Origin of the sequence: Streptomyces sp. NPDC056883 (assembly GCF_042788835.1) — a bacterium.
Lineage (GTDB): Bacteria > Actinomycetota > Actinomycetes > Streptomycetales > Streptomycetaceae > Streptomyces > Streptomyces stoeckheimensis.
In genome coordinates this window covers 65,722-90,308 of record NZ_JBHUBS010000002.1, presented here as the reverse complement: position 1 = coordinate 90,308, position 24,587 = coordinate 65,722, and the positions used below count along the sequence as shown (strand labels likewise).

General features: G+C 72.2%; 21 protein-coding genes and 1 riboswitch. Of the genes, 11 read left to right on the top strand and 10 right to left on the bottom strand.

The genetic code is table 11. From position 1 onward, the window contains the following. The first annotated feature begins 105 nt into the window (after positions 1–105). A complete protein-coding gene (locus tag ACFRU2_RS05755) occupies positions 106–1,401 on the top strand; it encodes a sensor histidine kinase (RefSeq protein WP_382968041.1) in 1,296 nt (431 codons plus the stop codon). Further along, entirely contained in the window at positions 1,398–2,087 is a 690-nt protein-coding gene (locus ACFRU2_RS05750; RefSeq protein ID WP_382968038.1) for a response regulator, read from the top strand. Before ACFRU2_RS05755 ends, ACFRU2_RS05750 begins: the two co-directional genes overlap by 4 nt. Here the strand turns inward: ACFRU2_RS05750 and ACFRU2_RS05745 are convergent. Beyond that, positions 2,054–2,749 (bottom strand): response regulator, encoded by a 696-nt coding sequence (locus ACFRU2_RS05745; protein WP_382968035.1) that lies wholly within the window; start codon positions 2,747–2,749, stop codon positions 2,054–2,056. The two genes, ACFRU2_RS05750 and ACFRU2_RS05745, sit on opposite strands and share 34 nt — an antisense overlap. Continuing rightward, positions 2,746–3,915, bottom strand: a complete 1,170-nt coding sequence (locus ACFRU2_RS05740) for a sensor histidine kinase (protein ID WP_382968032.1) — start codon at positions 3,913–3,915, stop codon at positions 2,746–2,748. Before ACFRU2_RS05740 ends, ACFRU2_RS05745 begins: the two co-directional genes overlap by 4 nt. A 133-nt stretch (positions 3,916–4,048) precedes the next feature. Between ACFRU2_RS05740 and ACFRU2_RS05735 the strand changes: the two genes are divergently transcribed. Next, on the top strand, positions 4,049–4,960 hold the full coding sequence (locus ACFRU2_RS05735; RefSeq protein ID WP_382968030.1) for an ABC transporter ATP-binding protein: 912 nt from the start codon (positions 4,049–4,051) through the stop codon (positions 4,958–4,960). Then, positions 4,957–5,838 carry an ABC transporter permease gene (locus ACFRU2_RS05730; protein ID WP_382968027.1) on the top strand — a complete coding sequence of 294 codons (882 nt, stop codon included), beginning with the start codon at positions 4,957–4,959 and terminating at the stop codon, positions 5,836–5,838. Before ACFRU2_RS05735 ends, ACFRU2_RS05730 begins: the two co-directional genes overlap by 4 nt. Before the next feature lie 48 nt (positions 5,839–5,886). Here the strand turns inward: ACFRU2_RS05730 and ACFRU2_RS05725 are convergent, their stop codons facing one another. Next, positions 5,887–6,309, bottom strand: a complete 423-nt coding sequence (locus tag ACFRU2_RS05725) for a MarR family winged helix-turn-helix transcriptional regulator (RefSeq protein WP_382968024.1) — start codon at positions 6,307–6,309, stop codon at positions 5,887–5,889. A gap of 163 nt (positions 6,310–6,472) precedes the next feature. Between ACFRU2_RS05725 and eno the strand changes: the two genes are divergently transcribed. Continuing rightward, on the top strand, positions 6,473–7,789 hold the full coding sequence (gene eno, locus ACFRU2_RS05720; RefSeq protein ID WP_382968022.1) for a phosphopyruvate hydratase: 1,317 nt from the start codon (positions 6,473–6,475) through the stop codon (positions 7,787–7,789). 66 nt (positions 7,790–7,855) lie between these two features. Here eno and ACFRU2_RS05715 read toward each other — a convergent pair whose 3' ends face one another. Both ACFRU2_RS05715 and ACFRU2_RS05710 read right to left on the bottom strand, forming a co-directional pair. Then, positions 7,856–8,590, bottom strand: a complete 735-nt coding sequence (locus ACFRU2_RS05715) for a hypothetical protein (protein WP_382968019.1) — start codon at positions 8,588–8,590, stop codon at positions 7,856–7,858. 122 nt (positions 8,591–8,712) lie between these two features. After that, complete coding sequence (locus ACFRU2_RS05710) at positions 8,713–9,189, bottom strand: hypothetical protein (RefSeq protein ID WP_382968016.1); 477 nt, start codon at positions 9,187–9,189, stop codon at positions 8,713–8,715. A gap of 216 nt (positions 9,190–9,405) precedes the next feature. On the opposite strand from ACFRU2_RS05710, the gene ACFRU2_RS05705 reads away from it, so the two are divergent. Then, positions 9,406–10,707, top strand: coding sequence for a DUF2254 family protein (locus ACFRU2_RS05705; protein ID WP_382968013.1), 1,302 nt, complete (start codon positions 9,406–9,408; stop codon positions 10,705–10,707). Here ACFRU2_RS05705 and ACFRU2_RS05700 read toward each other — a convergent pair. Next, complete coding sequence (locus ACFRU2_RS05700) at positions 10,669–12,039, bottom strand: nucleobase:cation symporter-2 family protein (protein WP_382968011.1); 1,371 nt, start codon at positions 12,037–12,039, stop codon at positions 10,669–10,671. The two genes, ACFRU2_RS05705 and ACFRU2_RS05700, sit on opposite strands and share 39 nt — an antisense overlap. Before the next feature lie 508 nt (positions 12,040–12,547). Between ACFRU2_RS05700 and ACFRU2_RS05695 the strand changes: the two genes are divergently transcribed. Both ACFRU2_RS05695 and ACFRU2_RS05690 read left to right on the top strand, forming a co-directional pair. Beyond that, positions 12,548–13,225 (top strand): helix-turn-helix domain-containing protein, encoded by a 678-nt coding sequence (locus tag ACFRU2_RS05695; RefSeq protein ID WP_382968008.1) that lies wholly within the window; start codon positions 12,548–12,550, stop codon positions 13,223–13,225. 359 nt (positions 13,226–13,584) lie between these two features. Beyond that, positions 13,585–15,015 carry a nucleobase:cation symporter-2 family protein gene (locus ACFRU2_RS05690; protein ID WP_382968006.1) on the top strand — a complete coding sequence of 477 codons (1,431 nt, stop codon included), beginning with the start codon at positions 13,585–13,587 and terminating at the stop codon, positions 15,013–15,015. A gap of 51 nt (positions 15,016–15,066) precedes the next feature. Here ACFRU2_RS05690 and metE read toward each other — a convergent pair whose 3' ends face one another. Together metE and ACFRU2_RS05680 are read right to left on the bottom strand one after the other, a co-directional pair. Continuing rightward, positions 15,067–17,388: a 5-methyltetrahydropteroyltriglutamate--homocysteine S-methyltransferase gene (metE, locus tag ACFRU2_RS05685; protein ID WP_382968003.1), complete on the bottom strand. Its 2,322-nt coding sequence runs from the start codon at positions 17,386–17,388 to the stop codon at positions 15,067–15,069. 173 nt (positions 17,389–17,561) lie between these two features. Beyond that, a riboswitch (cobalamin riboswitch) is annotated at positions 17,562–17,788 on the bottom strand. 94 nt (positions 17,789–17,882) lie between these two features. Further along, on the bottom strand, positions 17,883–18,557 hold the full coding sequence (locus tag ACFRU2_RS05680; RefSeq protein ID WP_382969559.1) for a GntR family transcriptional regulator: 675 nt from the start codon (positions 18,555–18,557) through the stop codon (positions 17,883–17,885). 227 nt (positions 18,558–18,784) lie between these two features. On the opposite strand from ACFRU2_RS05680, the gene ACFRU2_RS05675 reads away from it, so the two are divergent. The 3 genes from ACFRU2_RS05675 to ACFRU2_RS05665 all read left to right on the top strand — a co-directional run bounded on the left by ACFRU2_RS05675 (position 18,785) and on the right by ACFRU2_RS05665 (position 21,217). Then, positions 18,785–19,756 carry a 2-dehydropantoate 2-reductase gene (locus ACFRU2_RS05675; RefSeq protein ID WP_382968001.1) on the top strand — a complete coding sequence of 324 codons (972 nt, stop codon included), beginning with the start codon at positions 18,785–18,787 and terminating at the stop codon, positions 19,754–19,756. A 25-nt stretch (positions 19,757–19,781) separates the two neighbouring features. Beyond that, entirely contained in the window at positions 19,782–20,630 is an 849-nt protein-coding gene (gene fdhD / locus ACFRU2_RS05670) for a formate dehydrogenase accessory sulfurtransferase FdhD (RefSeq protein ID WP_382967999.1), read from the top strand. A 137-nt stretch (positions 20,631–20,767) separates the two neighbouring features. Beyond that, the gene (locus ACFRU2_RS05665; RefSeq protein WP_382967997.1) at positions 20,768–21,217 is read left to right on the top strand and encodes a PAS domain-containing protein; all 450 of its coding nucleotides are present in this window, start codon (positions 20,768–20,770) and stop codon (positions 21,215–21,217) included. A gap of 87 nt (positions 21,218–21,304) precedes the next feature. On the opposite strand, the gene frc is transcribed toward ACFRU2_RS05665, so the two are convergent. Then, entirely contained in the window at positions 21,305–22,561 is a 1,257-nt protein-coding gene (gene frc, locus ACFRU2_RS05660; protein ID WP_382967994.1) for a formyl-CoA transferase, read from the bottom strand. Between the two features lie 27 nt (positions 22,562–22,588). Further along, positions 22,589–24,340 carry an oxalyl-CoA decarboxylase gene (gene oxc, locus ACFRU2_RS05655; RefSeq protein ID WP_382967992.1) on the bottom strand — a complete coding sequence of 584 codons (1,752 nt, stop codon included), beginning with the start codon at positions 24,338–24,340 and terminating at the stop codon, positions 22,589–22,591. Positions 24,341–24,587 lie beyond the last annotated feature (247 nt).

Sequence of the window (24,587 nt, the reverse complement as noted above, 5' to 3'; positions counted from 1 at the left end):
CGGGACGATGCCGCCGGGCGTCATCCGCGCGATGTAGGCCGGGGGTGCAAGCCCCCCGTCCCCGCGGGTGATCCGTGACGGCCCGGCCCTGGGCACACTGGTCCGATGAGCACACGAGACGCCCTCTTCCACTGGGCCCGCGGGCTGCGTCCCGTCGGGGCGCCCCCGCGGCTCTCGAGCCGGTCGTGGGCGCTCGACGCGGTCATCGCCCTGGTGCTCGCCGTGTACACGGTCATCGGCGACCTCAACCGGTCGTACGTGGAGGTGTGGAGCGGACCCGACCCCGCGTTGCCGCCCCCCGTACGGATACCGGCGCCGCCGGCCGTCAAGCACCCCGTGCCGGCGGTCGAGCACACGCTGCCTCCCGCGGAACCCTGGGAGCTCGTGGTCGCCGTACTGACCGCCCTGCCGCTGCTGCTGCGCCGCCGGTACCCGCTCGCGGTCTACTGGGCGGTGATGGGCGCGACCCTGCTGCTGCACCAGGGCGGCACGGCCGCCGCGGACGCCACCACGGTCACCTTCGCCTCGGGCCTGATCGCGGCGTACAGCGCGGCCGTGTACAGCCCGCACCGCAAGGCCGTGGCGGGGTCCCTGCTCGCCGGAGCCGTGCTGTACGCCGTATTCCCCCTGGTCCCCGAGGTGGACAAGGGGCTGGTGCCGGTGCTCGTCCTGCTCCCGGTCGGCCTCGCCGCCCACGGCATCCACACCTGGCGGCAGCGGACCCGGACCCTCCAGGAGGAGCAGCGAGCCGCGCTGCTCCGTGCCGTGGACCAGGAGCGTGCGCGGATCGCCCGGGAGCTGCACGACGTGGTCACGCACAACGTGAGCATGATGACCATTCAGGCCGGTGCCGCGCGCAAGGTCATGGACACCGCCCCCGACCAGGCCAAGGAGGCGCTGCTGGCGGTGGAGGCCGCCGGGCGGTCGGCGATGTCGGAGCTGCGCCACGTGATGGGCCTGCTCACCATGACCTCCGACGGCCCCGACCCGGCCGCCGGTGCGGACCTCGCGCCGCAGCCGGGTCTGGACCGGCTGCCGGAGCTGGCCGAACGGGTGCGCGACGGCGGCGTGCCGGTGGAACTGACCGTGCGCGGCACCCCGGCCGAGCTTCCGGGGGGTGTGGACCTGGCCGCGTACCGGGTGGTGCAGGAGGCGCTGACCAATACGGTGAGACATGCCGCGGGCGCGACCGTGTCGGTCCTGGTGGAGCACGCGCCCGGGGAGCTGCGGGTGGAGGTGACCGACAGCGGCGGCCGTGCCCGGCCGCCGGGTCCGGGCGGCGGCCGCGGCCTGGCCGGCCTGCACGAACGGCTCGCGCTCTACGGCGGTACCCTGCACACGGGCCCCCGCCCCGGCGGAGGTTTCCGGGTCCGCGCCGTCATCCCGGTGGAGGGTCCGTGACCGAGGCACCGCGTGTGGTGATCGTCGACGACCAGGCCCTGGTCCGTACCGGTTTCCGGATGATCCTCGCCGCCGACGGCATCGAGGTGGTCGGCGAGGCCGCCGACGGCGAAGAGGCGGTCGCCGTGGTCCGGCGCACCCGGCCCGACGTGGTCCTGATGGACGTCCGGATGCCCGGCACCGACGGGCTGGAGGCCACGCGCCGCATCCTGCAACACGAGGGCCCGGCGCCCCGGATCGTCATCCTCACGACCTATGACCTCGACCGGTACGTGTACGCCGCCCTCAGCGCCGGGGCGAGCGGGTTCCTGCTGAAGGACGTCACCCCCGAGCACCTGGCGGCAGCGGTCCGTCTGGTGCGCTCCGGCGACGCCCTGCTGGCCCCGGCCATCACCCGGCGGCTGGTCGAACGCTTCGCCACGGCCGACGACCGCGCCGCTCCCCTCCACCGGGACCTGTCCGCGCTCACCCCGCGGGAGCTGGAGTTCCTCGAAGCCCTGGCGCGCGGCCTCAGCAACGCCGAACTGGCCGGCCGCTTCCACGTCAGCGAGGCCACGGCGAAGACGCACGTCGCCCGCATCCTCGCCAAGCTCCGCCTCCGCGACCGCGCCCAGGCGGTGATCGCGGCCTACGAGACGGGGTTGGTCACCCCTCAGCCCGGGGGCGCGACCAGGCCGAACTCGTAGGCGAGGATCACGAGCTGGACCCGGTCACGGGCGTCGAGTTTGGTGAAGAGCCGCGCGAGGTGGGCCTTGGCGGTGGCCACGCTGATGATGAGCTCCCCGGCGATCTCCGCGTTGGACAGGCCGCGGCCGACCAGGGTCAGGACCTCGCGCTCCCGATCCGTGATGCCGCCCGCGGCCACCCGCCCGGCGCCCGGGGAGCCGCCCGGCCGGGCACCGGGGGAAGGATCGGGCCGCGCCGCGAACTCCTCGATGAGACGGCGCGTGACGCTCGGCGCGATGAGGGCGTCCCCGGCGGCGACGACGCGGACCCCGTCGAGGATGGACTCCAGGGGCATGTCCTTGACGAGGAAGCCGCTCGCGCCGGCGCGGAGCGCACCGTAGACGTATTCGTCGTCGTCGAAGGTGGTGAGGATGAGGACGCGGGTCGTCACCCCGGTCGTCGCGGACTCCGCGCCGATCCGGCGGGTGGCCTCGATCCCGTCCGTTCCCGGCATCCGGATGTCCATGATGGCGACGTCCGGCCGCAGCCGGGCCACCAGTTCCACCGCATCGGCGCCGTTGCCCGCCTCCCCGACCACCTCCAGGTCGGGGGTGTCGGCGATGAGGACGCGCAGGCCCGTACGGATCAGCGGCTGGTCGTCGACCAGCACCACCCGGATCACCGTGCCACCTCCTCGGGTATCGGCAGCAGGGCCGCCACGCGGAAGCCGCCGTCCGGGAGCGGCCCGGCGCTGAACTCGCCGTGCAGCAGGCCGACTCGCTCCCGCATGCCGACGATGCCGTAGCCGGAGCCCCCGGCGCTGCCCCCGCGACCGCGGTCGAGCACGTCGACGGCCAGCTCGCCGCGGCGGTAGTCGACCGTCACGGTGCAGTCCCGGGTGCCGGAGTGCCGCACCACGTTGGTGACCGCCTCCTGGACGATGCGGAAGGCCGCCAGGTCGACGTCCGGGGGCAGTTCGCGCCGCTCCCCCAGCCTGCGGACGTCGACCCGGACACCGGCGGCCGCGCTGCGCCCGACCAGCTGGTCGAGGGCGGCGAGGCCGGGGACCGGATCCAGCGGCGCCGACTCCTCCTCGCCCTTGCGCAGGGCGCCGAGCATCCGCCGCAGGCCGGCGAGGGTCTCCCTGCCGGTGGCCTCGATGGCGTCGAGCGCCTTGCGGGTCTCGGCGGGCTGGGTGTCCATGACCCGGCTGCCCACGCCGGCCTGGATGGTGATGATGCCGATGTTGTGGGCGACCATGTCGTGCAGTTCGCGGGCGATCCGCAGCCGTTCGGCGGTGACCGCCTGCCGCGTGGCCTGGGCGCGCACCGTCTCGGCGTGCGCCCGGTTCTGACGGATCGTGTTGCCGGTCAGCCAGGCGATGACGACGGTCGACGCGAGCCCGGCGGGCGGCGTGGGGTTGAAGAAGCCTCCGCGGGCCATCTGCCAGGCCGCGTAGCCCGCCAGCGTGGCGACGCAGAGCAGGGCGGCGGACACCGAGACCCGCCGCGGGCGGGTCGCGGCGGTGTAGCCCACGGCCGCGTCGGCCAGCAGGAACAGGACGGAGGTCGTCTCGCGCACCGCCATCCCGAGCGCGAACACGGAGCCCGCGAGCGCGACGGCCACGGCCGCCAGGGGCGCCCGGAACAGCAGCAGCGCGCCCAGGGTCGTGACGACGGCGGTGACCAGGAGCGGGGCGTCCTCGATGTTGCCGTCGTACTGGACCAGGTGACGGAGCTCGTTGGGCCGTTGCAGCATGCGCAGGAGGATGAGGGACACCCAGAAGGCACCCACCCACGCACCCGGTGGCACGCGTCTGAGCAGGGGTGGACGAGGGGTGGCGGTCATCGGCCGATCGTATCCGTGCCCGCCCGCCGGGGCATTGGCCCACGGGACTAATCCCCCGGGCCACCGGAGCGGCTCCGCAGTGTGAACCACCGGCCGACGCGCGGTCCGTACCCGTACCGGCAGCGTGGACCCCGTGATCGAATCGAAGCGGCTGACCAAGCGGTACGGCGACACCGTCGCCGTCGACGACCTGACCTTCACCGTGGAACCGGGCCGGGTGACGGGCTTCCTCGGCCCCAACGGCGCCGGCAAGTCCACCACCTTGCGGATGATCCTGGGCCTGAACGCACCGACCGCCGGGACCGTCACCGTGGACGGGGTTCCCTTCGCCCGGCGCCCGCGCGGACTGCGCCACGTCGGCGCACTGCTGGACGCACAGGACGTGCACGGCGGGCGGAGCGCGCGGTCCCACCTGTCCGCCCTGGCCCGCGGCAACCGCATCCCCCCGTCCCGGGTGGACGCGGTCCTGCGGGACGTCGGGCTGGCGAAAGCGGCGGACCGCCGGATCGGCGGGTTCTCCCTCGGGATGAAGCAGCGCCTCGGCATCGCGGGCGCCCTGCTCGGTGATCCGCCGGTGCTGCTGTTCGACGAGCCCCTGAACGGCCTCGATCCCGAGGGCGTGCTGTGGTTGCGCGGGCTGCTGCGGCAGCTGGCCGTCGAGGGCCGCACCGTTCTGGTCTCCAGCCACATGATGGCCGAGATGGAGCACACCGCCGACCGGATCATCGTCATCGGCCGGGGCCGTCTGATCGCCGACGCGAGCCTCGCGGAGTTCTCGGCACGGCACGCCTCCAGGGGCGTGACGGTCCACACCCCCGACCCGGCGGCCCTGGAGGCCGTACTGGTCGCCGAGGGTGCGTCGGTGCAACGGGAAGGCGGCCCGGCCGTCAGCGTCACGGGCCTGACGGCCGCCCGGATCGGCGACCTCGCCCACCGGCACCGCATCGTGCTGCACGAACTGGCCACCCGCACCTCGTCCTTGGAGTCGGCGTTCATGTCCCTCACCGCCGACAGCGTCGAATACCTCGCAGGAGAACCCCGATGAACCCACTGGCCCCGTCCGGCGCCCGGCAGTTCGAGCAGGCGGCCGACCCCGAGGCGACCGAACCCGAGGCGGCCGGGTTCACCGACCTGCTCGCCGCCGAGTGGATCAAGATGCGCTCGCTCAGGTCGACCTACTGGGTGCTCGTCCTCAGCGCCGTCGTCGCGATCGCGGTCAACGTGAACGCCGTCCACTCCGACCTGCCGTACATCGACCAGCCGCATCCCCTGCTTCCCGGCGAACCCCCCTACGTGTACGACCCGTTGTTCCACGGCCTGAACGACATCGCCGCCGCCGTCATGGCCTTGGCCGCGGCATCCTTCGGAGCCATCACCGTCTTCGGCGAGTACGCGACCGGAATGATCCGCACCACGTTCGCCGCCGTCCCCGACCGGCGTGCGGTGATCACGGCCAAGGTGGTCCTGGTCGCGGCGGTCACTCTCCTGCTCGGCGTCGTCGTCTCCGTGGCCTCGTTCTTCACCGTCAACGCGATGCTGGCCTCCCGTCACGTCGGGCTCTCGATCCACGACCCCGGCTGCCTGCGGGCCGTCACCGCCTACGCGCTGGTCGTCCCGGTGTGCGCCCTGATCGGCATGGCGTTCGGGGCCGTCCTGCGCCACGCCACGGCCTCCATCGTCGCGGTCGTGGGCATGCTCTTCATCCTGCCCCTGCTCTTCGGCGGCGACCGGTACCGGGCCCTGAAGGAGATCGGCAACCATCTGCCGCTCGCCGCCCAGGGACGGCTGACCTTCAACCCGGACTCGTACACCAGCCTGGGCACCCACCCGGGCACCGTCACCGGCTCCTGGATCGCCCTCGGAGCCTGGGCGCTCGTCTCGGTGGCCGTCGCCGTGACGGTCGTCCGGCGCCGGGACGTATGACGTATGACGTATGACGTATGAGGCGACGGTTCGGCTCCGGCCGGGGTGCTACCGGGTGGCGAGGCGTTCCAGGAGGGTGGCGCTCCGGGCCAGTACCGCCCGCTCCTCGTCGGTGAGTTCGGCCTCGATGGCCTGGGCGAGCCAGCCGGCCCTGCGGCCGCGCTCCGCCTCGAGCGCGACCCGGCCCGCGTCCGACAGTTCGACCAGCGATTTGCGGCCGTCCGTGGGATGCGCGCGGCGCGTGATCAGGTGCTGCTCCATGAGGAGTCCCACCGCCCGGGCCATCGACTGCGGGCGTACGCGCTGATCCGCGGCGAGGTCGCTGGTGGTCATGGCACCGTCGCGGTCCAGCACGCCGAGCACGGCGACCTGACCCAGCGGGATGCGGTCCTCGTGTTTCACGCGCCGGGTGAGCTTGCCCATGGCGGTGCGCAGTTCTGCGGCGATGGCGGCGGCTTCCGAGGTGGGCATGAGGCACCATACCCCGCTGGTCAGCGTCGGTGCGCGGGCGACCAGCACAGCAATGCTGTTCAGCAAAACTGAACAGCATTGCTGTAGGGTTTGGTCTTGTCGGGCTCAGCGCCAGCGCTGTCGCAGCCGGGGCCACGGCACGTGCAACGGGGAGGAACCACCCATGTCCACACAGGCAGTTGGACCCACCGAAAGCATCGACACCACCATCGAGACCGTCACCGCCCGCCGGATCATCGACAGCCGGGGCAACCCCACGGTCGAGGTCGACGTCGTCCTGGCGGACGGGTCCCTGGGGCGCGCGGCCGTCCCCTCGGGCGCCTCCACCGGCGCCCGGGAGGCCGTGGAGCTGCGCGACGGGGACCCGACGCGCTGGCACGGCAAGGGCGTCGACCACGCCGTGGCCCACGCCAACGGGGAGATCGCGGCATCCGTGCGCGGCCGGGACGCGGCGGACCAGGCCGGCCTGGACGCAGCCCTGATCGCCCTCGACGGGACCGCCACGAAGTCGCGGCTCGGCGCCAACGCGATCCTCGGCGTCTCCCTCGCCGCCGCCAAGGCCGCCGCGGCGGCCCACCGCCTGCCCCTGTACCGCTACCTCGGGGGCGCCGACGCCCACCTCCTGCCGCTGCCGATGATGAACATCGTCAACGGCGGCGCCCACGCCGACAATCCGCTGGACTTCCAGGAGTTCATGATCGCGCCCGTGGGCGCGGACACCTTCGCCGAAGCCGTCCGCATGGGCAGCGAGGTCTTCCACACCCTGCGCCGCGACCTCCTGGCCGCCGGCCACTCCACCGGCGTCGGCGACGAGGGCGGCTTCGCACCCGCGCTGCGCAGCGCCGAGGAGGCCCTCGACTTCGTGATGGCCGCCATCGAGCGCACCGGCTACCGTCCCGGCACCGACATCGGCCTGATCATGGACCCGGCGTCCTCCGAGTTCTTCCACGACGGGGTCTACGACTACGCGGGCGAGGGAGTGCGCCGCACCCCCTCGGAGAACGTCGACTACCTGGTCAAGCTCATCGACTCCTACCCGGTCCTCTCCATCGAGGACCCGATGGCGGAGAACGACTGGGACGGCTGGCGCGAGCTGACCGCCCGCGTCGGCGACCGCTGCCAGCTCACCGGCGACGACCTGTTCTGCACCAGCGAGTCCCTGCTGCGCGAGGGCATCCGCACCGGCGCGGGCAACTCGATCCTGATCAAGGTCAACCAGATCGGCACCCTGACCGAGGCGATGGCCGCCGTCGCCACCGCCCACCAGGCGGGCTGGACGGCCGTCATGTCGCACCGCTCGGGCGAGACGGAGGACACCACCATCGCGGATCTGGCGGTGGCGTCCGGCTGCGGCCAGATCAAGACCGGCTCGCTCTCCCGCTCCGACCGGACCGCCAAGTACAACCAGCTGATCCGGATCGAGGAGGAGCTGGGCTCCTCGGCCCGCTTCGCCGGCCGCTCCGCGCTGCGCGGAGCGTGACCGACAGGGCCCCGCACCGGTGGGTGCGGGGCCCTCGACGGCTCAGCGACTCAGCGGCTCACCGGCTCAGTGGGCATGGCCGTCGGCGTGCGAGGGGGCCGCGGGAGCGAGCTTCGCAGTGGGCGACGCCCCGGGGTCGGGGACTCCCGGGCTCGCCGGGGCCGTGGTGACGGCGGGGGCGTGGTCGTCGGCCTCGGGTTCATCGGCAGTGCCGTGGCTGTGGCCGCCCGCGGACGCGCTCTCCATGGAGGCGGCGACTTCCCTCAGGCCGAGGAAGGCGAGGGTCGAGGTGACGGCTATCGCCAGGCCGACGACGCCGAAGATCCTGCGCGCCGGGGTGTCCGCGTCCTTGATCACGTAGGCGACGAAGGAGACGACGAGTCCGGCGGGGACGAGGACGGCTCCGCGGGCGGGGAAATCGTCGAAGTGCTGGAGGCCGCCGCTGAGCATGCCGATGCCGAAGGACAGCAGCAGGGAGGCACCCATCACCAGCAGCAGCCGGGGCAGTCCCGGACGCTCCCTGGTGAGCACGAACTCGTTGAGGACGGTCGCGGCGAGGAAGACGAGGGCGCCGTACGCGGCGATGCGGGTGTAGCGGTCGGGGTCGAGCGGGTGGTGGACGACGGCGCCGCTGATGAGGCCGGCGCCGACGAAGTAGCCGACGTAGCCGAGGTACCGGGCGGCCAGGGACCGCCTCCGGGCCATGCCGGCGTGGTGCTTGCGGCGGGCGGCACGTCCCGTGGCGGGAGATTCCGGCGGGGTGTCCGCGGTCCGGGCGCCGAAGAGCTGGGTCGAAGTCACGTGCGAGGTCCTTTGGTGCTGCGTGCATGGCTCATCGCCCGGTCGACCGCGCGGGGCGGCCCGGGTCTGCCATGAGGGTCACGAGAGTCAGGTCGGGTCAGAACGAGGCAAAGCGCCCGGTCCTATACCTGCTGCACCACGGAACCGAGGGCGCTGCGCAAGGGCGGAAGGCCGGACGGAACGGTCCGCTCCCACCGGGCCGGCCGCATCGCGCCGGCAACGGGCGACATTGCGCCGAGGGGAACCAGCGGCGGCGCGGGCAGCTCCGCATCCGGCTGGGGGTGACCGGAGACGCACGCCTCGGCGGCGTGCCCGTGCCCACTGCCGTCGCCGTGCCCGTGAGGCGCCCCGGCGCCGTCGGAAGTACCCGGGGCGCCGGAAGCGCCGGGGGCGTCGGAAGTACCGGGGACTTCGGCCCCGATGGCGTCCAGGTGGGCGACGGGAGCGGCCCCGCGGGCGACGTGCGCCGTGGCGGTGTCGGCTCCGGCGGCATGTGTGTAGAGCAACGCGAACAACAGGGCCGCCAGCCACAGCAGTCGCAGCGCACCCACCGGACGGCGGGCCCGCTTCGCACTGGATGCAGCTCCGGCCGTGATCACGCCCCAACCCTATCCGGCGGCCGGAATCCGCTGCGCGGCAGCCCCGTTGACACCAGGCGTACGGGCGGGGGCGGTTTCGGTGCACGCCCGGACCGCGTCCCGGCACCAAGACTCTGCGAAATGACCCACATCCGGCATTTCGCCGCCCGCTCGCACGGCTCCCGTGGTTGCATCCTCATCGGAAGGGTGCGTTCACCGGGACCTGGAGGAGGCTGGATGTCCGGCTCGGTTGACGACCCCGGGCGCCTGCGGGCCCGCGCAGGACGACGCGGGCGGGGATCCGCGTTCCACCGCCCCAGGCGCGCGATGCGCAGGGATCTGGCCCAGCTCGTCTGCGCGGGCGCCGGGCTGGCCCTGGGGGTGCTGGTCCCCAGGCTCTCCGTGGGTCCTCAGGTGGACGCGGGACCGGTGGTGACGCTCTTGTTCACCCTCGGATTCGGTGTCATCAGCCTGGTGAGCATCATCTACTCGATGCTGTTCCTCGTCATCCAGTTCTCCGCCACCACCTTCACTCCGCGCCTCGGTCTCTTCCGGGACGACCCGATCGTGTGGCGTGCGTTCGCCTTCACCGTCGGCGTGTTCGTCTTCAGCATCACCTCGGGGCTGGCCGTCGGTGCCCGCAGGACGACCGTCTCGACCCTGGTTCCCGGCATCGCCATGGTGCTCACCCTGGTGGCACTCGCTCTCATGAGGTCGCTGCAGGCGGGAGCGTTCCGTTCGATCCAGCTCGGCCATTCCCTGACCGCGATCGCCACGCGGGCGCACCGGCTGTTCGACGACCTGTACGTACGCCCGTACGCCCCGGACACGACCTCGGGCCCGGACACGGCCCGGCCACTCCCGGCGGCCGGGACCACCGCCGTCCTGTGGTCCGGACCGGCGGTGGTGATCCAGCAGATCGACGTACGCACCCTGGTCGGCGCGGCCGGGGAGCGCGACTGCTCCATCGCCTTCCTCGTCCCCCCGGGGACGACCGTGTCCCGGGGCACGGCTCTGGCCGAGGTGACCGGCGGCGACGTGACCGAGGCGGTTCTGCGCGGCGCCCTGGAGACCGGAGTCGAGCGCACCTTCGACCAGGACCCCGACCTGCCCTTCAGGCTCCTCGCCGACATCGCGCTGCGCGCCCTCTCCCCCGCCGTGAACGACCCGGCCACGGCGGTGGAGAGCCTGGACCGCATCGAGGACCTGCTGAACCGCCTCGCCGGACGCGACCTGAACATCGGTCACTTCGCCGACGGGACGGGCCGGTTGAGGGTGAGCGTCCCCGTGCCCGACTGGGATCGGTACCTGCGGACGGCCGTCGACGAGGTCCTCTACGCCGCCACGGGCTCCCCGATGGCACTCCGCAGGATGCACGACCTGCTGGCCGGTCTTGCGGAGCGGGCCCCGGAGAGCCGTCGCGGCCCCGTACGGGACCGGCTCCGGTGGGTCGACCTGACCGGACGCGAGAGGTACCCGCTCACCTGGCCGGACGGGGCCTCACCCGGAGGTACGGGCCCCACCCCCCGGAGCGCCTGAGCGGCCGATGCCGTCGAAGGCGTTGACCTGGGCGGTGGGGACGTGGCTCTCGTTGGCCTCGCTGCCCCGGCCGAAGTGGTTCAGGAGCAGGTTGAGGAGGACGGCGACGAGGCATCCCGCCGTGATGCCCGACCCCAGCACCAGGGCGACGGGCGCGGGGAGCCGTTCGTAGAAGTCGGCCGATGCGACGGGGAAGAGACCGAAGGCGAGGGCGACGGACACGATGATGCCGTTGTGCCCGGTGGCGAGGGAGGCCTTGGCCAGGGTCCGGATCCCGGCGACGGTGATCGAGCCGAAGAAGACGACCGCCGCTCCGCCGAGCACGGGCAGCGGCACGAGCGCGACGAGCGAGCCCAGGACCGGTACGAGGCCCATGAGGACCAGGATCGCTCCGCACAGGGTGACCGCGTACCGGCTGCGGATGCGGCTGATCGCGACCAGGCCGACGTTCTGCGCGTAGGCGGTGCTCACGAAGGCACCCAGGACTCCGCCGAGTGCCGTGCCCAGGCCCTGGGCGCGCAGGCTGCCCGCGATGACGCGGGCGTCGACCGGCCGGTCGACCACCGAGCCCACCGCGATCAGGGAGGCGGTGGATTCCGTCATGGAGACGAGCATGATGACGAGCATGGTGGCGATGACCGGCACCTCGAACTGCGGGGCGCCGAAGGCGAACGGTTCCGGAAGCGCGAACAGCGGTGCCTGGGCGAGGGCTTGGAAGTCGACCTTGCCCATCGGAACCGCGGCGGCCGTGCCGGCGATGAGCCCGAGCAGGATGGCCACCCGTTGCAGGAAGCGTCCGCTGAGGAGCCGGTGGAGGAGGAGCGTCACGGCGAGGGTTCCGGCGGCGAGCGCGAGGTTGGACGGCGAACCGTAGCCGGAGGACCCGGGGTCGCCGCCCCGGGCCCATTCCCCTGCCACCGGCAGCAGCAAGAGGCCGACCAGCGTAATGACGGAGCCGCTGACGACGGGCGGGAAGTAGCGCAGGAGCCGGCAGAAGGCCGGGGCCAGGAGGAAGCAGACGGTCCCGGCGACGAGGGTGGCACCGAACACCAGGGGCAGGGTGTCCTGCCCCCGTGACACGGAGGCGGCCAGGACCGGTGACACGACGGCGAAGGAGACGCCGTTGGTGACGGGCAGTCCGGCCCCGACACCCCAGAAGCGCAGGGTCTGGGCCACGGTGGCCAGGCCCGCGACGACCAGGCTCGCGGCCAGCAGCGCGGTGAGCTGCGCCGCGGTGAGGCCGAGGGCGCCGCCGATGATCAGCGGGGGCGCCGCGAGGCCCGCGTACATGCTGGCCACGTGCTGCAGGGCGGCGGGGACCATCCGCCGCATGGGCAGCACCTCGTCCGCGGGATGGACGGGGAGGGGCGAAGGGGAGCGTTCGGGTGTGGATTCGGGCGTGAAGAGGCTGGGGGAGCGCAAAGGGGAGAGTCCCTCCGAGAGACCTCCCGGCCGACGGGCGGCGGGGACGGTCGGGGGCGAAGCACGGCCGGAAGAGCCGGACAAGTGGACGGACTTGCCCGGAGGGATGGGGAAATCGTGCCGGTATCCGGGGTACGAAGAACGGCCAGATTTCTCATTGCGGAATTTACTTTCCACTGTGGACGACTGCGACCCTACGAACCGACCCCCCGGTCGTCAACTCCTCCAGGGGGGCGAATCGATTCCTTCGATTCTTTGGATGTACGCACAAGCCCCGTTGACCGGGGGTTTTCGGCGCGCGCCGCCCCGCCTCTCGGGCGCCCACGGAGCCCGCGGGCCTTGGCTGGGGCTCCCCGCCGCCCTACGGTGTGCGGCTATGCCATCCCAAGACGATCTCCACAGACCTTCCGAGGGCGACATGTCCCCCTATCCCCCGCTGGACCCCCGTCGCGCCACCGGCGTGCGCGAGCGGCTCGGACTCACGCACGGCCAAGTCGCCTGGGCCGTCTCGGCCTTCCAGGGACACCCGCTCCACCCCGGCACGCTCCTGGCCTGGGAGCAGGGCGCCCAGGCTCCGACGAGCCATCAGATCAAGGCGCTGGCCGCCGCGTTGTGGTGTGCACCGGGCGACCTGCTCGGCGAGCCGGCCACGCTCCTGCAGTGCCGGACGCTCCTCGGGCTGACGGTGGAGCAGGCGGCCGTGGGGGTCGGCATGACCCGCGACCGCTACGCCGAGGCGGAACGGCGCAACCGCTGGCGGGGGTCGGGGCGGCAGACGCAGGCGCTGTTCGAGGTGCTCCGACCGCCGCCCGCCTGCTACGTCGGGGCGTGCGGCAGGACGGGGCAGTTGCGCGTGCTGCTGCGCGAGGCGGTCACCGGGTGGTGGCCGAACTACGTGCGCCCCGTAGCAAAGATCGTGCCGGTGGAGCCGGCGGAGATCCGCCGCGCCCTGGAGCAACTCCACCTGGAGTACCAGCGGATCGACAACCACGGCCGGACCGGCACCGCCGCCGAAGCCGTCGAGCGCGAGGCCCTGGCCTTCCTCGACCGGATCGACGGGCAGCTGTGGAAGCGGCTGCGGCCGCACGGATCCTGACCCCGCCCGCCTCCCGGATCCCGGGGCCCGCCTTCCGGACATCGGGTCTTGACACGACCCCCTCCGCGTGAGGCACTAGAGCCACCCAGCCATATGGAAACTGCTTTCCGCATCGTGGACGATCCGTTCATGCAGTCTTCGGCAGGGGCCGTCGGGGCTCGCTCACCCCACGGCACCCCGGCTCGGGCAACTCGTCCGTTCCCCGTTCCTCAGGGCACCTCCATGCCCCCGGGCCCTCCTGTCGCCCGCTCGACTGCGTCCTCGCACCAGTCCACACGGCCCCCCGAGGCATCGGCCGCGCACCGGCGCGCCCTTCCCCCGGCGACCGCCGTGCCACAGCAGTTCTGGAGGTACCTTCCATGTCGCCCACCGCCACGCCCGGCTCCACCCCTGCCCCCACGCCGGATCCCGCGCCGGACCCGGCCGCGGCCCCCTCCGCGAAGCATCCCGTCGACCAGACCCTGCCGTTCGGCAAGCTCCTCGGCGCCGGCCTCCAGCACGTGGCGGCCATGTACGCCGGTGTCGTCGCCCCGCCCCTGGTCGTCGGGATCGGCGTCGGACTGAGCCAGAGCGAGATCGCGTTCCTGATGAGCGCAAGCCTCTTCGCCGCCGGCATCGCCACCCTGCTCCAGACGCTCGGCTTCTGGAACATCGGCGCACGCCTCCCCTTCGTCAACGGCGTCTCCTTCGCCGGTGTGGCCCCGATGCTGGCCATCGCCAAGGCCGAGGGCCCCGAGGACGCACTGCCCGTGATCTACGGCGCCGTGATCGTGGCCGGAGTGTTCGGCTTCCTGCTCGCCCCCTGGTTCTGCAAGCTCATCCGGTTCTTCCCGCCCGTGGTCACCGGCACCGTCATCACGCTGATCGGCCTGTCCCTGCTGCCCGTCGCCTTCAACTGGGCCCAGGGCGGCAACCCTTCGGCCGCCGACTACGGGGACGTCAAGTACATCGGCCTCGCCGCGGTGACCCTGCTGATCACCGTGGTGCTCCGCAGGGTCCTCACCGGCTTCCTCAAGCAGATATCCATCCTGCTCGGTCTCCTCGTCGGTACGCTGATCGCCCTCCCCCTCGGGCTCGCGGACTTCAGCGCCGTCACCGATGCCGACGTGGTCGGTTTCCCCACGCCCTTCCACTTCGGTGCTCCGCAGTTCGCCGTCGCCGCGATCATCTCCATGATGATCGTGATGATCGTCTCGATGACCGAGAGCACGGCCGACGTGATCGCCCTCGGCCAGATCGTCGACAAGCCCGCGGACGAGAAGACCCTCGCCGCGGCGCTGCGCGCGGACGGCCTCGGCACCGCGCTGAGCCCCTTCTTCAACGGCTTCGCCGCCAGCGCCTTCGCGCAGAACGTCGGCCTCGTCGCCATCACCAAGGTCCGCAGCCGCTACGTCGTGGCCGCGAGCGGCGGCATCCTCATCCTGCTGGGCCTGTGCCCGTTCCTCGCCTCGGTCGTCTCCCTGGTGCCGCAGCCCGTCCTCGGCGGCGTCGGACTCGCCCTGTTCGGCACGGTGGCCGCCAGCGGCATCCAGACCCTCGCCCAGGCCGGCCTGGAACGCGGTGACAACGTCCTCATCGTCGCCATCAGCCTCGGCGTCGGCGTGATCCCCATGGCCAGCGAGGGCTTCTACCACGGCTTCCCCGAGAGCATGCGGATCATCCTCGACTCCGGCATCAGCACCGGCTGCGTCGCCGCGGTGCTGCTGAACCTCGCCTTCAACCACATCGGCCGCACCGACGAGGACGACACCCCGGAAAGGGAGCCCGCCTCCGCCGTGCCCGTGCACTGACGCGGGACGGCCGGCGCACGGGCATCCCGTACGCCGGCCGTCATGCGGGAATCAGGCGTTCGGCGGGATCTCCGCACGCACCCGGCGGGCCGCCTCGACGAGGTGCTCCAGCGAGTCCTTCGTCTCGGGCCAGCCGCGGGTCTTCAGACCGCAGTCGGGGTTGACCCAGAGGCGTTCGGCGGGGATCGCCCCGAGTCCCCTGCGCAGCAGGTCGGCCGCTTCACCGGCCGAGGGGACGCGGGGAGAGTGGATGTCCCAGACTCCCGGCCCGACCTCGCGCGGGTAGCCCGCGCCGGCGAGCTCGTCGGCGACCTGCATGTGGGAGCGGGCCGCCTCCAGGCTGATGACGTCGGCGTCGAGGTGCTCGATGGCCTCGACGATGTCCCCGAACTCCGCGTAGCACATGTGGGTGTGGATCTGGGTGTCCGGCCGGACGCCGCTGGTGGTGAGGCGGAAGGATTCCGTGGCCCACGCCAGGTAGTCGGCGTGGTCGGCGGCGCGCAGCGGCAGCGTCTCGCGCAGGGCGGGCTCGTCGACCTGGATGACGGACGTACCGGCCGCTTCCAGGTCGTCGACCTCGTCGCGCAGGGCGAGTCCGACCTGGCGCGCGGTCTCGCCGAGGGGCTGGTCGTCGCGTACGAAGGACCAGGCGAGCATGGTGACCGGGCCGGTGAGCATGCCCTTGACCGGCTTGGCCGTCTGTGCCTGGGCGTACGTGGTCCAGCGGACGGTCATCGGGTCGGGACGGGAGACGTCCCCGGCGAGGACCGGCGGGCGGACGTAGCGGGTGCCGTAGGACTGGACCCAGCCGTGCTGCGTGGCGAGGTATCCGGTGAGCTGCTCGGCGAAGTACTGGACCATGTCGTTGCGTTCGGGTTCGCCGTGCACGAGCACGTCGAGGCCCGTCTTCTCCTGGAAGGAGACGACCTCGCGGATCTCGGCCCGGATGCGTTCCTCGTAGGCCGCCGTGTCGATGCGTCCGGCGCGCAGGTCGGCGCGGGCGGTGCGCAGCTCCGTGGTCTGCGGGAAGGAGCCGATGGTGGTGGTGGGAAGCAGCGGCAGGCCGAGGTGGGCGCGCTGGGCCGCGGCCCGTTCGGCGTAGGGCTGGGCGCGGTGGACGTCGGCCTCGGTGATCGCTGCGGTGCGGGCGCGGACGGCCGGGTCGTGGGTGATCGGGGAGGCGGTACGGGAGGCCAGGTCGGCTCGGTTCGCGGCGAGTTCGGCGGCGATCGCGTCCGTGCCCCCGGCCAGTCCGCGGGCCAGCGTGCTGATCTCGCTGGCCTTCTGGCGGGCGAAGGCGAGCCAGCGCCGGATCTGCGGCTCGGTGTCCCGCTCGGCGTCGGCGTCGATCGGGACGTGCAGCAGGGAGCAGGAGGCGGCCACGTCGACCCGGTCGGCGAGGCCGAGCAGGGTGCCGAGGGTGGTCAGCGACTTCTGGTGGTCGTTGATCCAGATGTTGCGGCCGTTGACCACGCCGGCGACCAGACGCTTGCCGGGGATGCCGCCGACGGCGGCGAGGTCGTCGAGGTTGGCCGCGGCCCGGTCGGTGAAGTCGAGGGCGAGTCCCTCCACGGGCGCCTTCGCCAGGACGGGCAGGGCGTCGCCGAGCCGGTCGAAGTAGGAGGCCACGAGCAGCTTGGGGCGCTCGGTCAGGCGGCCGAGCTCGCGGTAGGCGCGGGCCGCCGCGTTCAGTTCGGCCGGTGTGCGGTCCTGGACCAGGGCCGGTTCGTCGAGCTGGACCCATGCGGCGCCCGCCGCGCGCAGGTCCGCGAGGACCCGGGCGTAGACGGGGAGCAGCCGGTCGAGCAGGGTGAGCGGTTCGAAGTCGGCGGCCACGCCGGGTGCGGGCTTGGCGAGGAGGAGGTAGGTCACCGGTCCGACCAGGACCGGGCGGGCCGTGTGGCCGAGGGCCAGGGCTTCCTTCAACTCGGCTACCTGCCGGGCGGGTTCGGCGGTGAAGACGGTGTCGGGCCCGAGTTCGGGGACCAGGTAGTGGTAGTTGGTGTCGAACCACTTGGTCATTTCCAGCGGGGCCACGTCCTGGGTGCCGCGGGCCATCGCGAAGTAGCCGTCCAGGGCGTCCGCCGCGACGGCGGAGCGGTGGCGGTCGGGGATGGCGCCGACCATGACCGTGGTGTCCAGGACGTGGTCGTAGTACGAGAAGTCGCCGGTCGGAACCTCGGTGATGCCGGCCCCGGCGAGCTGGGCCCAGTTGGTCCGGCGCAGGTCGCGGGCCGTGGCGCGGAGGGCTTCGGCGGTGACGCGGCCCTTCCAGTAGCCCTCGACGGCCTTCTTCAGTTCCCGGTTCTGTCCCTGGCGGGGGTAGCCGTACACGGTGGCCCGTACGGGCGCGGCTGCGGACTCGGTGGTCACGGAACTCTCCTTCGCGAGCGTGTCTCCATGAACCCGGTGACGGGTCGCGGAGGCGAAGGGTGCCGGAACGGGCGGACCGCCGGGGTCGCGTACGGCTGGGGTACGCGACGGGAGGATCCGCCTGAGGTGCACGCCGACCCGCCCACGAGGTCACCGGGAAACCGTGCGCGGTCGATCGCTCACGGGCAACGGGCAGGTCTTCGGACTCGCGGGCTCGCCTGCCGGTCTCCCGGCGGACTCCTAATGGCCGTCGCTTCCCAGGACCGGTTCCGGTCCCAGTGCGTATGACGGCGGTCGTTCCCGCTCACCGCTGCGGGGCAGTCCCGGATTCCCACCGGGTTCCCTCTTACGACGCATCCCGCCTGGCGAACGGGGGCGAACCAGCTGCGAGGCCCACAGTAGGGCGGGGGGCCGCGAAATGAACACGACTTCCCACATGTCGGACGGTGAAATGAGACACGACGGATCTCGGACGGTGCTTTCCGGCCGCCGGACTACTTCTCCCGCTCGTGGTACGTCTTGCGGGTGTGTTCCGTGTGCGCGCGCATGATCGCCGTCGCGGCCTGCCCGTCACCATCCGCGATCGCCGCGATCAACCGGCGGTGCTCGACCCAGGACTGGTGGCCGCGCTGGCGGGCGACAGGGGTGTAGTACCAGCGGACGCGCCGGTCCACCTGTCCGGCCAGCTCGGCGAGGACGGCGTTGCCCGCGAGCTCCATGATCTTCGCGTGGAGCCGGGCGTTCGTCGCGACGGCGGTGTCCACGTCGTCGGCGGCGACGGCCCGCTCCCCCTGCGCGCACAGCTCTTCGAGCGCGGCGACGGCCTCGGCGCCTGCGTGGGCGGCGGCCAGCCGGGCGGCTTCGGCCTCCAGCAGCGTGCGGACCGTGAGGAGCTGGTCCGCCTCCTCCTCGGTCGGCTCGTGCACGAACGCCCCCTGGGCGGGCCGCAGATCGACCCATCCCTCGGTGCTCAGGCGCTGCAGCGCCTCCCGTACCGGCTGCCGGGACACCCCGAGGTGTCCGGCGAGTTCGCTCTCGACGAGGTGCTGCCCCGGCTGGAGGGCGCGGGTGGTGATGAGCTCCAACAGGGCCCCGTAGACGCGGTCACGCAGCGGGCCGGGCCGCTCCAGCTTGGGCACCGTCCCCTGCGGCAGTCCTGTCGACAACATCACGGTCCCCTCCTGGGCAGCGCCGGTCGCTGCGTCGCGAAACCTCATGATGGATTGTCTTTCGCCTACAGTCTACGGCGCACCGTGCCGACCACCCCCGGACGGCCAACTCCCCCTCCCCCGGCCTGCGTCAGCCCTTGCCGCCCAGGATTCCATCCTGTAGACAATATTTCGTCGACAACGTTCGGCAGTTCCTCGGTACCCTCGACCGAACGGAGTGCCACATAGTGAAAGTCGCAGTTCTGGGCGCCGGTGCGATCGGCGCCTACGTCGGCGCCGCGCTGCACCGAGCAGGCGCCGATGTGCACCTCGTCGCCCGTGGACCCCATCTGGCGGCCCTGCGGGAGCACGGGGTCCGGGTGCTCAGCCCCCGCGGGGACTTCACCGCCCGCGCCCACGCCACCGACGACCCGGCCGCGATCGGTCCCGTCGACTACGTCTTCCTCGGGCTCAAGGCCAACTCGTACGCGGCGTGCGGGCCGCTCATCGAGCCGCTGCTGCACGGGGGCACCGCCGTGATCGCCGCCCAGAACGGCATCCCCTGGTGGTACTTCCACCGGCACGGCGGACCGTACGAGGGCCACCGGATCGAGAGCGTGGATCCCGGCGGCGCGGTCAGCGCCGTCCTCGCGCCCGAACGGGCCATCGGCTGCGTGGTCTACGCGGCGACCGAGCTGGCGGGTCCGGGGGTCGTGCGCCACCTCGAAGGCACCCGCTTCTCCATCGGCGAGCCCGACCGGTCCCTCTCCGAGCGCTGCCTGGCGTTCAGCGAGGCCATGCAGGAGGGCGGCCTCAAGTGCCCGGTCGAACAGGACCTGCGCAACGACATCTGGCTCAAGCTGCTCGGCAACATCTCCTTCAACCCGATCAGCGCGCTGTCCCGGGCCACGATGCGGGAGATGTGCCTGCACGGCGGTACGCGCAAGGTCATCGAGATCATGATGACGGAGACCCTCGCGGTCGCCGAGGCCCTCGGCTGCAAGGTCGGGGTCTCCATCGAACGCCGGCTGGCCGGCGCGGAGCGCGTCGGCGACCACCGGACCTCCACCCTCCAGGACCTGGAGCGCGGCAAACCGCTCGAACTCGACGTGCTGCTGGCGGCCGTGGTGGAGCTGGCGGAGATCACCGGGGTCCCGGTGCAGACGCTGCGGACCGTCCACGCCATCTCGGACCTGCTCGCGCTGCGGACCGCGGCATGACCCCGCCCCCGGCGGGCTGACCGCCGTGGGACGGGTCACGGAACGACGCAAGGTGCTCCGCATCCGGGAGGGCGCGGTCTCCACCCGGCCCGACACCCTGGTCGCCGAGGAACCCATGGAGATCCGGCTCAACGGCAGGGCCCTCGCCATCACGATGCGCACCCCGGGCGACGACTTCGCCCTGGCGGCCGGATTCCTCGTCAGCGAAGGGGTGTTGGGCAGCGCCGAGGAGCTGCGGAACATCGTGTACTGCGCGGGAGCCACGGCCGGCGGAGCCAACACGTACAACGTCGTCGACGTCCGGACGGCTCCCGGCCTCGTGCTGCCCGAGATCACGCTCGAACGCAACGTGTACACGACCTCGTCCTGCGGCCTGTGCGGCAAGGCGAGCCTGGACGCGGTCCGCACGACGGCCCGCTGGCCGATCCACGACACTCCCCCGGTCCGGCTGGATCCCGGACTGCTCGCCCGTCTCCCCGACCGGCTACGGGCCGCGCAGCAGGTCTTCGACCGGACCGGGGGGCTCCACGCGGCCGCGCTGTTCACCGAGGACGGCGAACTCGTCGACGTCCGCGAGGACGTGGGCCGGCACAACGCGGTCGACAAACTGGTCGGCCGCGCCCTGCGCGGCGGCATGCTGCCGCTGTCGCGGACCGTGCTGCTGGTCTCGGGGCGGGCTTCCTTCGAACTGGCGCAGAAGGCCGTGATGGCGGGCATTCCGGTGCTCGCCGCGGTGTCGGCCCCGTCCTCCCTCGCGGTCGACCTGGCCGCTGAGACGGGCCTGACCCTCGTGGGCTTCCTTCGCGGCGCCTCCATGAACGTGTACGCGGGCGAGCACCGCATCGCCCTGCGGGCCGAGGCCTCCCGGGGCTGACCCGCTCCCCCGCGGCACGGCGGCGGGGTCTCCACCGGCGGGGAGCGCCCCCTGCGCCGGAGAGGCCCCGCCTCAGCCATGCCCGCCCGGGCGCCGGACCGCCCTGGCGTCAGACCGCCCCGAGGAAATGAGGAGACATGACGGAGCTCGATCCCGAAGTCGTGCTGGGCATCGCCGCCCGGGCACCCGACGGCCTGGTGATCGTCGACCGCGCAGGGCTGATCCGCTACTGGAACCGGGGCGCGGAGCGCATCTTCGGGTACTCCGCGGCGGAGGTCGCCGGGCGCAGCCTGGACCTGATCATCCCCGAGAAGCACCGCAAGCGTCACGGGGACGGCTTCGTGAGCGCGATGGCGCAGGGGGCGAGCAGGTACGGGGAGGCCGATCTGCTGGCGGTGCCCGCCGTGGGCGCGGACGGCCGCAGGCTCGCCATCGAGTTCAGCGTGGTGCTGCTGACCGGTCCCGACGGCGCAGCCACCCACTGCGGCGCGGTCATCCGGGACGTCACCGCGCGACGGGCCCGGGAGAAGGCCCGGATGCGGCGCGAGGCGGCCGGCGACGCCTCCGGTGGGTCCCCGCCGGCCTGACCCCGCCGGCCTGAGCCCACCGCACACGGCCGGGTGCCCTGCACGCGAGGACCGCGTGCAGGGCACCTGGGTTTCCGGGGACGGGGGTCAGGCGACGACCCGGCCCTCGTGGAGCCTGCGGATGGCGTCCGCGTCGTAGCCGAGGTCGGCGAGCACCTCGTCGGTGTGCTCGCCGAGCAGCGGCGCGCCCTCGATCTCGGGCGTGAAGCCGGAGAACTTGATCGGGCTGCCCACCGTCAGGTAGGTGCCGCGCTCCTTCTGCTCGACCTCGACGATCGTGCCGCTCTTGCGCATGTCGGGGTCGGCGGCGAGCTCCTTCATGCTGAGCACGGGTGCGCAGGGCACCTCGAAGGTGCGCAGGATGTCGACCGCCTCGTACTTGGTCTTGTCCGCCAGCCACTTCTCGATCTCGCCGAAGATGTCCATGATGTGCGGCTGGCGGGCCGTGGCGGTGGTGTACTGCGGGTCCTGGGTCCACTCGGGCTTGCCTATGGCCTGGCAGGTGCGCGCCCAGTTCTGTTCCTGGATCGTGAAGTAGATGTAGGCGTTGGGGTCGTTCTCCCAGCCCTTGCACTTCAAGATCCAGCCCGGCTGGCCGCCGCCTCCGGCGTTGCCGCCGCGGGGAACCGCGTCGCCGAACTCGCCGTTCGGGTACTGCGGGTACTCCTCCAGGTAGCCGGTCTTCTCCAGGCGCTGCTGGTCGCGGAGCTTGACCCGGGTCAGGTTGAGCACGGCGTCCTGCATGGACACCGACACCTTCTGGCCGAGGCCCGTCGCGTTGCGCTGGATGATCGCGGTGAGCAGGCCGATCAGCAGGTGCATGCCGCTGTTGCTGTCGCCGAGGGCGGAGCCGCTGATGGTGGGCGGGCCGTCCCAGAAGCCGGTGGTGGACGCGGCGCCGCCGGCGGCCTGGGCCACGTTCTCGTAGACCTTGAGGTCGTTCCACTTCGAGTCGTCGTTGAAGCCCTTGACGGAACCGAAGATGAGCCGCGGGTTGAGCGCGTGGATCCGGTCCCAGCCGAGGCCCATGCGGTCCATCGCGCCCGGTGCGAAGTTCTCGACGAGGATGTCCGCCTCGCGGATCATCTTCTCCATGACCTCCTTGCCCTCGGGCGACTTGGTGTTGATGGCCAGCGAACGCTTGTTGCTGTTCAGCATGGTGAAGTAGAGGGCGTCGAGGTCGGGGATGTCCCGGAGCTGACGGCGGGTCACGTCGCCGCCGTCGATGCGCTCGACCTTGATGACGTCGGCGCCGAACCAGGCGAGCATCTGGGTGCAGGCGGGGCCGGCCTGGACCCCGGTGAAGTCGATCACCTTGATTCCGGCGAGCGGCAGTTCAGTCATGTTCGATTCCTTCTCGTGGAGGGGCGGTTACTTCTTCGCCGGCGCGATGTTGCCGACGGTGATGCCCTTGGGGTTGAGGTGGGCGATGTGGCCGCTCTCGGTGCCGGCCGAGGGGTCGATGGCGCAGTCGATGAGCGCCGGCCCGCCGGAGACCAGGGCCTCGGTGAGGGCGGCGGCGACCTCGGCGGGGGTGGTCGCGCGGTAGCCCTTGCCGCCGAAGGCCTCGATCATCAGGTCGTGCCGTGCGGAGAGCATCAGCGTCGTCGGGGAGGGGGCCCCGCCGAGCGGGTTGACGTCGTCGCCCCGGTAGACCCCGCCGTTGTTCATGACCACGGTCACGACGGGCAGCCCGTAGCGGCAGATCGTCTCCAGCTCCATGCCGCTGAACCCGAAGGCGCTGTCGCCCTCCACGGCCACGACCGGTGCACCGCTCTCGACCGCGGCGGCGATCGCGTACCCCATGCCGATGCCCATGACGCCCCAGGTGCCGCTGTCGAGGCGGTGCCTCGGAACGTGCATGTCGATCACGTTGCGCGCGATGTCCAGGGTGTTGGCGCCCTCGTTGACGAGGTACGTCTCCGGGCGCTCGCGCAGGACGTCGCGCACGGCCCTGAGGGCGCCCATGAACTGCATCGGGTGCGGGTCGGCCGCCAGGCGTTCCGCCATCTTGGCGACGTTCTGCGCCGAGCGGGCCGCCAGTTCCTCCCGCCAGGCGGCGGGGGCGCTGATCTGGCCGGGCTTGGTGCGCTCCGCGATCGCTTCGAGCACGGACTCGACGTCTCCGACGAGCGGGGCGGCGATGGGCTGGTTGCTGTCCAGTTCCCGGGGCTCGATGTCCACCTGGATGAACTTCGCCTCCGGGTTCCACTGGGGTGCCTCACCGTGTGCCAGGAGCCAGTTCAGGCGGGCGCCGACGAGGACGACGACGTCGGCCTTCTTCAGCGCCAGGGAACGGGCGGTGGCCGCCGACTGCGGGTGGTCGTCGGGCAGCAGGCCCTTGGCCATCGACATCGGTACGTACGGAATGCCCGTGGTCTCGACGAACTCGCGGATCCTGGCGTCCGCCCGGGCGTACGCGGCCCCCTTGCCCAGCACGATCAACGGCCGCCGCGCCCCCGCCAGCAGCTCGATCGCCCGGTCCACCGCCTCGGGTGCGGGCAGCTGGCGCGGCGCGGGGTCGACGAGGCGGCTCAGCGTGGCGGCGCCGGCCCCGGCGTCCATGATGGAGCCGAGCACCGCGGCCGGGATGTCCAGGTACACGCCGCCGGGACGTCCGGAGATCGCGGTGCGCAGTGCGCGGGCGATGCCGCGGCCGATGTCCTCGACCCGGCTCACGCGGTAGGCGGCCTTGACGAACGGCTGCGCCGCGGCGAGTTGGTCCATCTCCTCGTAGTCGCCCTGTTTGAGGTCGACGAGGTGGCGCTCGCTGGAGCCGGAGATCTGGACCATCGGGAAGCAGTTGGTGGTGGCGTTCGCCAGCGCGACGAGCCCGTTGAGGAATCCGGGTGCGGACACCGTCAGGGCCACGCCGGGCTTCTTGGTGAGGTAGCCGGCCGCCGCCGCCGCATGTCCCGCGTTGCTCTCGTGGCGGAATCCGATGTAGCGGATGCCCTGCGCCTGGGCGAGGCGGGCCAGGTCGGTGATCGGGATGCCGACCACCCCGTAGATGGTGTCCACGTCGTTCAACTTGAGCGCGTCGACGACCAGGTGGTAGCCGTCGGTGAGCTCGGTCGGGACGTCGGCGGTCGCCGCTGTCTCCGGAGTCGAGGGGGCGGTCATGATCCGAGGTCCTCCTTGGACGGGTCCTGCGGTGCGGCTGCTCCTCCACCTTCCTGACCTGGGCTCCCCGCGTCCAAGACGCATCGGCGACCAGCTGATAAACGGCGTCTATCGACGGCTGCCGCGAGGCCCCGGACACGGCCTCCGACTCCCTTGATAGGCAGCCGTTATCGCGCGTTCGCCGTTGCGTATTGGACGCGCACCTCCCCCGGCCGCAGGCTCGCTGGGGACTGCTTCATCAGACGTG

What these genes read in the sequence shown, in the direction of transcription:
- ACFRU2_RS05755 (WP_382968041.1), top strand. Translation starts at nt 106, where the DNA reads ATGAGCACACGAGACGCCCTCTTCCACTGGGCCCGCGGGCTGCGTCCC.
- ACFRU2_RS05740 (WP_382968032.1), bottom strand. Translation starts at nt 3,915, where the DNA reads ATGACCGCCACCCCTCGTCCACCCCTGCTCAGACGCGTGCCACCGGGT.
- ACFRU2_RS05730 (WP_382968027.1), top strand. Translation starts at nt 4,957, where the DNA reads ATGAACCCACTGGCCCCGTCCGGCGCCCGGCAGTTCGAGCAGGCGGCC.
- ACFRU2_RS05725 (WP_382968024.1), bottom strand. Translation starts at nt 6,309, where the DNA reads ATGCCCACCTCGGAAGCCGCCGCCATCGCCGCAGAACTGCGCACCGCC.
- eno (WP_382968022.1), top strand. Translation starts at nt 6,473, where the DNA reads ATGTCCACACAGGCAGTTGGACCCACCGAAAGCATCGACACCACCATC.
- ACFRU2_RS05705 (WP_382968013.1), top strand. Translation starts at nt 9,406, where the DNA reads ATGTCCGGCTCGGTTGACGACCCCGGGCGCCTGCGGGCCCGCGCAGGA.
- ACFRU2_RS05700 (WP_382968011.1), bottom strand. Translation starts at nt 12,039, where the DNA reads ATGCGGCGGATGGTCCCCGCCGCCCTGCAGCACGTGGCCAGCATGTAC.
- ACFRU2_RS05695 (WP_382968008.1), top strand. Translation starts at nt 12,548, where the DNA reads ATGTCCCCCTATCCCCCGCTGGACCCCCGTCGCGCCACCGGCGTGCGC.
- ACFRU2_RS05690 (WP_382968006.1), top strand. Translation starts at nt 13,585, where the DNA reads ATGTCGCCCACCGCCACGCCCGGCTCCACCCCTGCCCCCACGCCGGAT.
- ACFRU2_RS05680 (WP_382969559.1), bottom strand. Translation starts at nt 18,557, where the DNA reads ATGTTGTCGACAGGACTGCCGCAGGGGACGGTGCCCAAGCTGGAGCGG.
- ACFRU2_RS05665 (WP_382967997.1), top strand. Translation starts at nt 20,768, where the DNA reads ATGACGGAGCTCGATCCCGAAGTCGTGCTGGGCATCGCCGCCCGGGCA.
- frc (WP_382967994.1), bottom strand. Translation starts at nt 22,561, where the DNA reads ATGACTGAACTGCCGCTCGCCGGAATCAAGGTGATCGACTTCACCGGG.
- oxc (WP_382967992.1), bottom strand. Translation starts at nt 24,340, where the DNA reads ATGACCGCCCCCTCGACTCCGGAGACAGCGGCGACCGCCGACGTCCCG.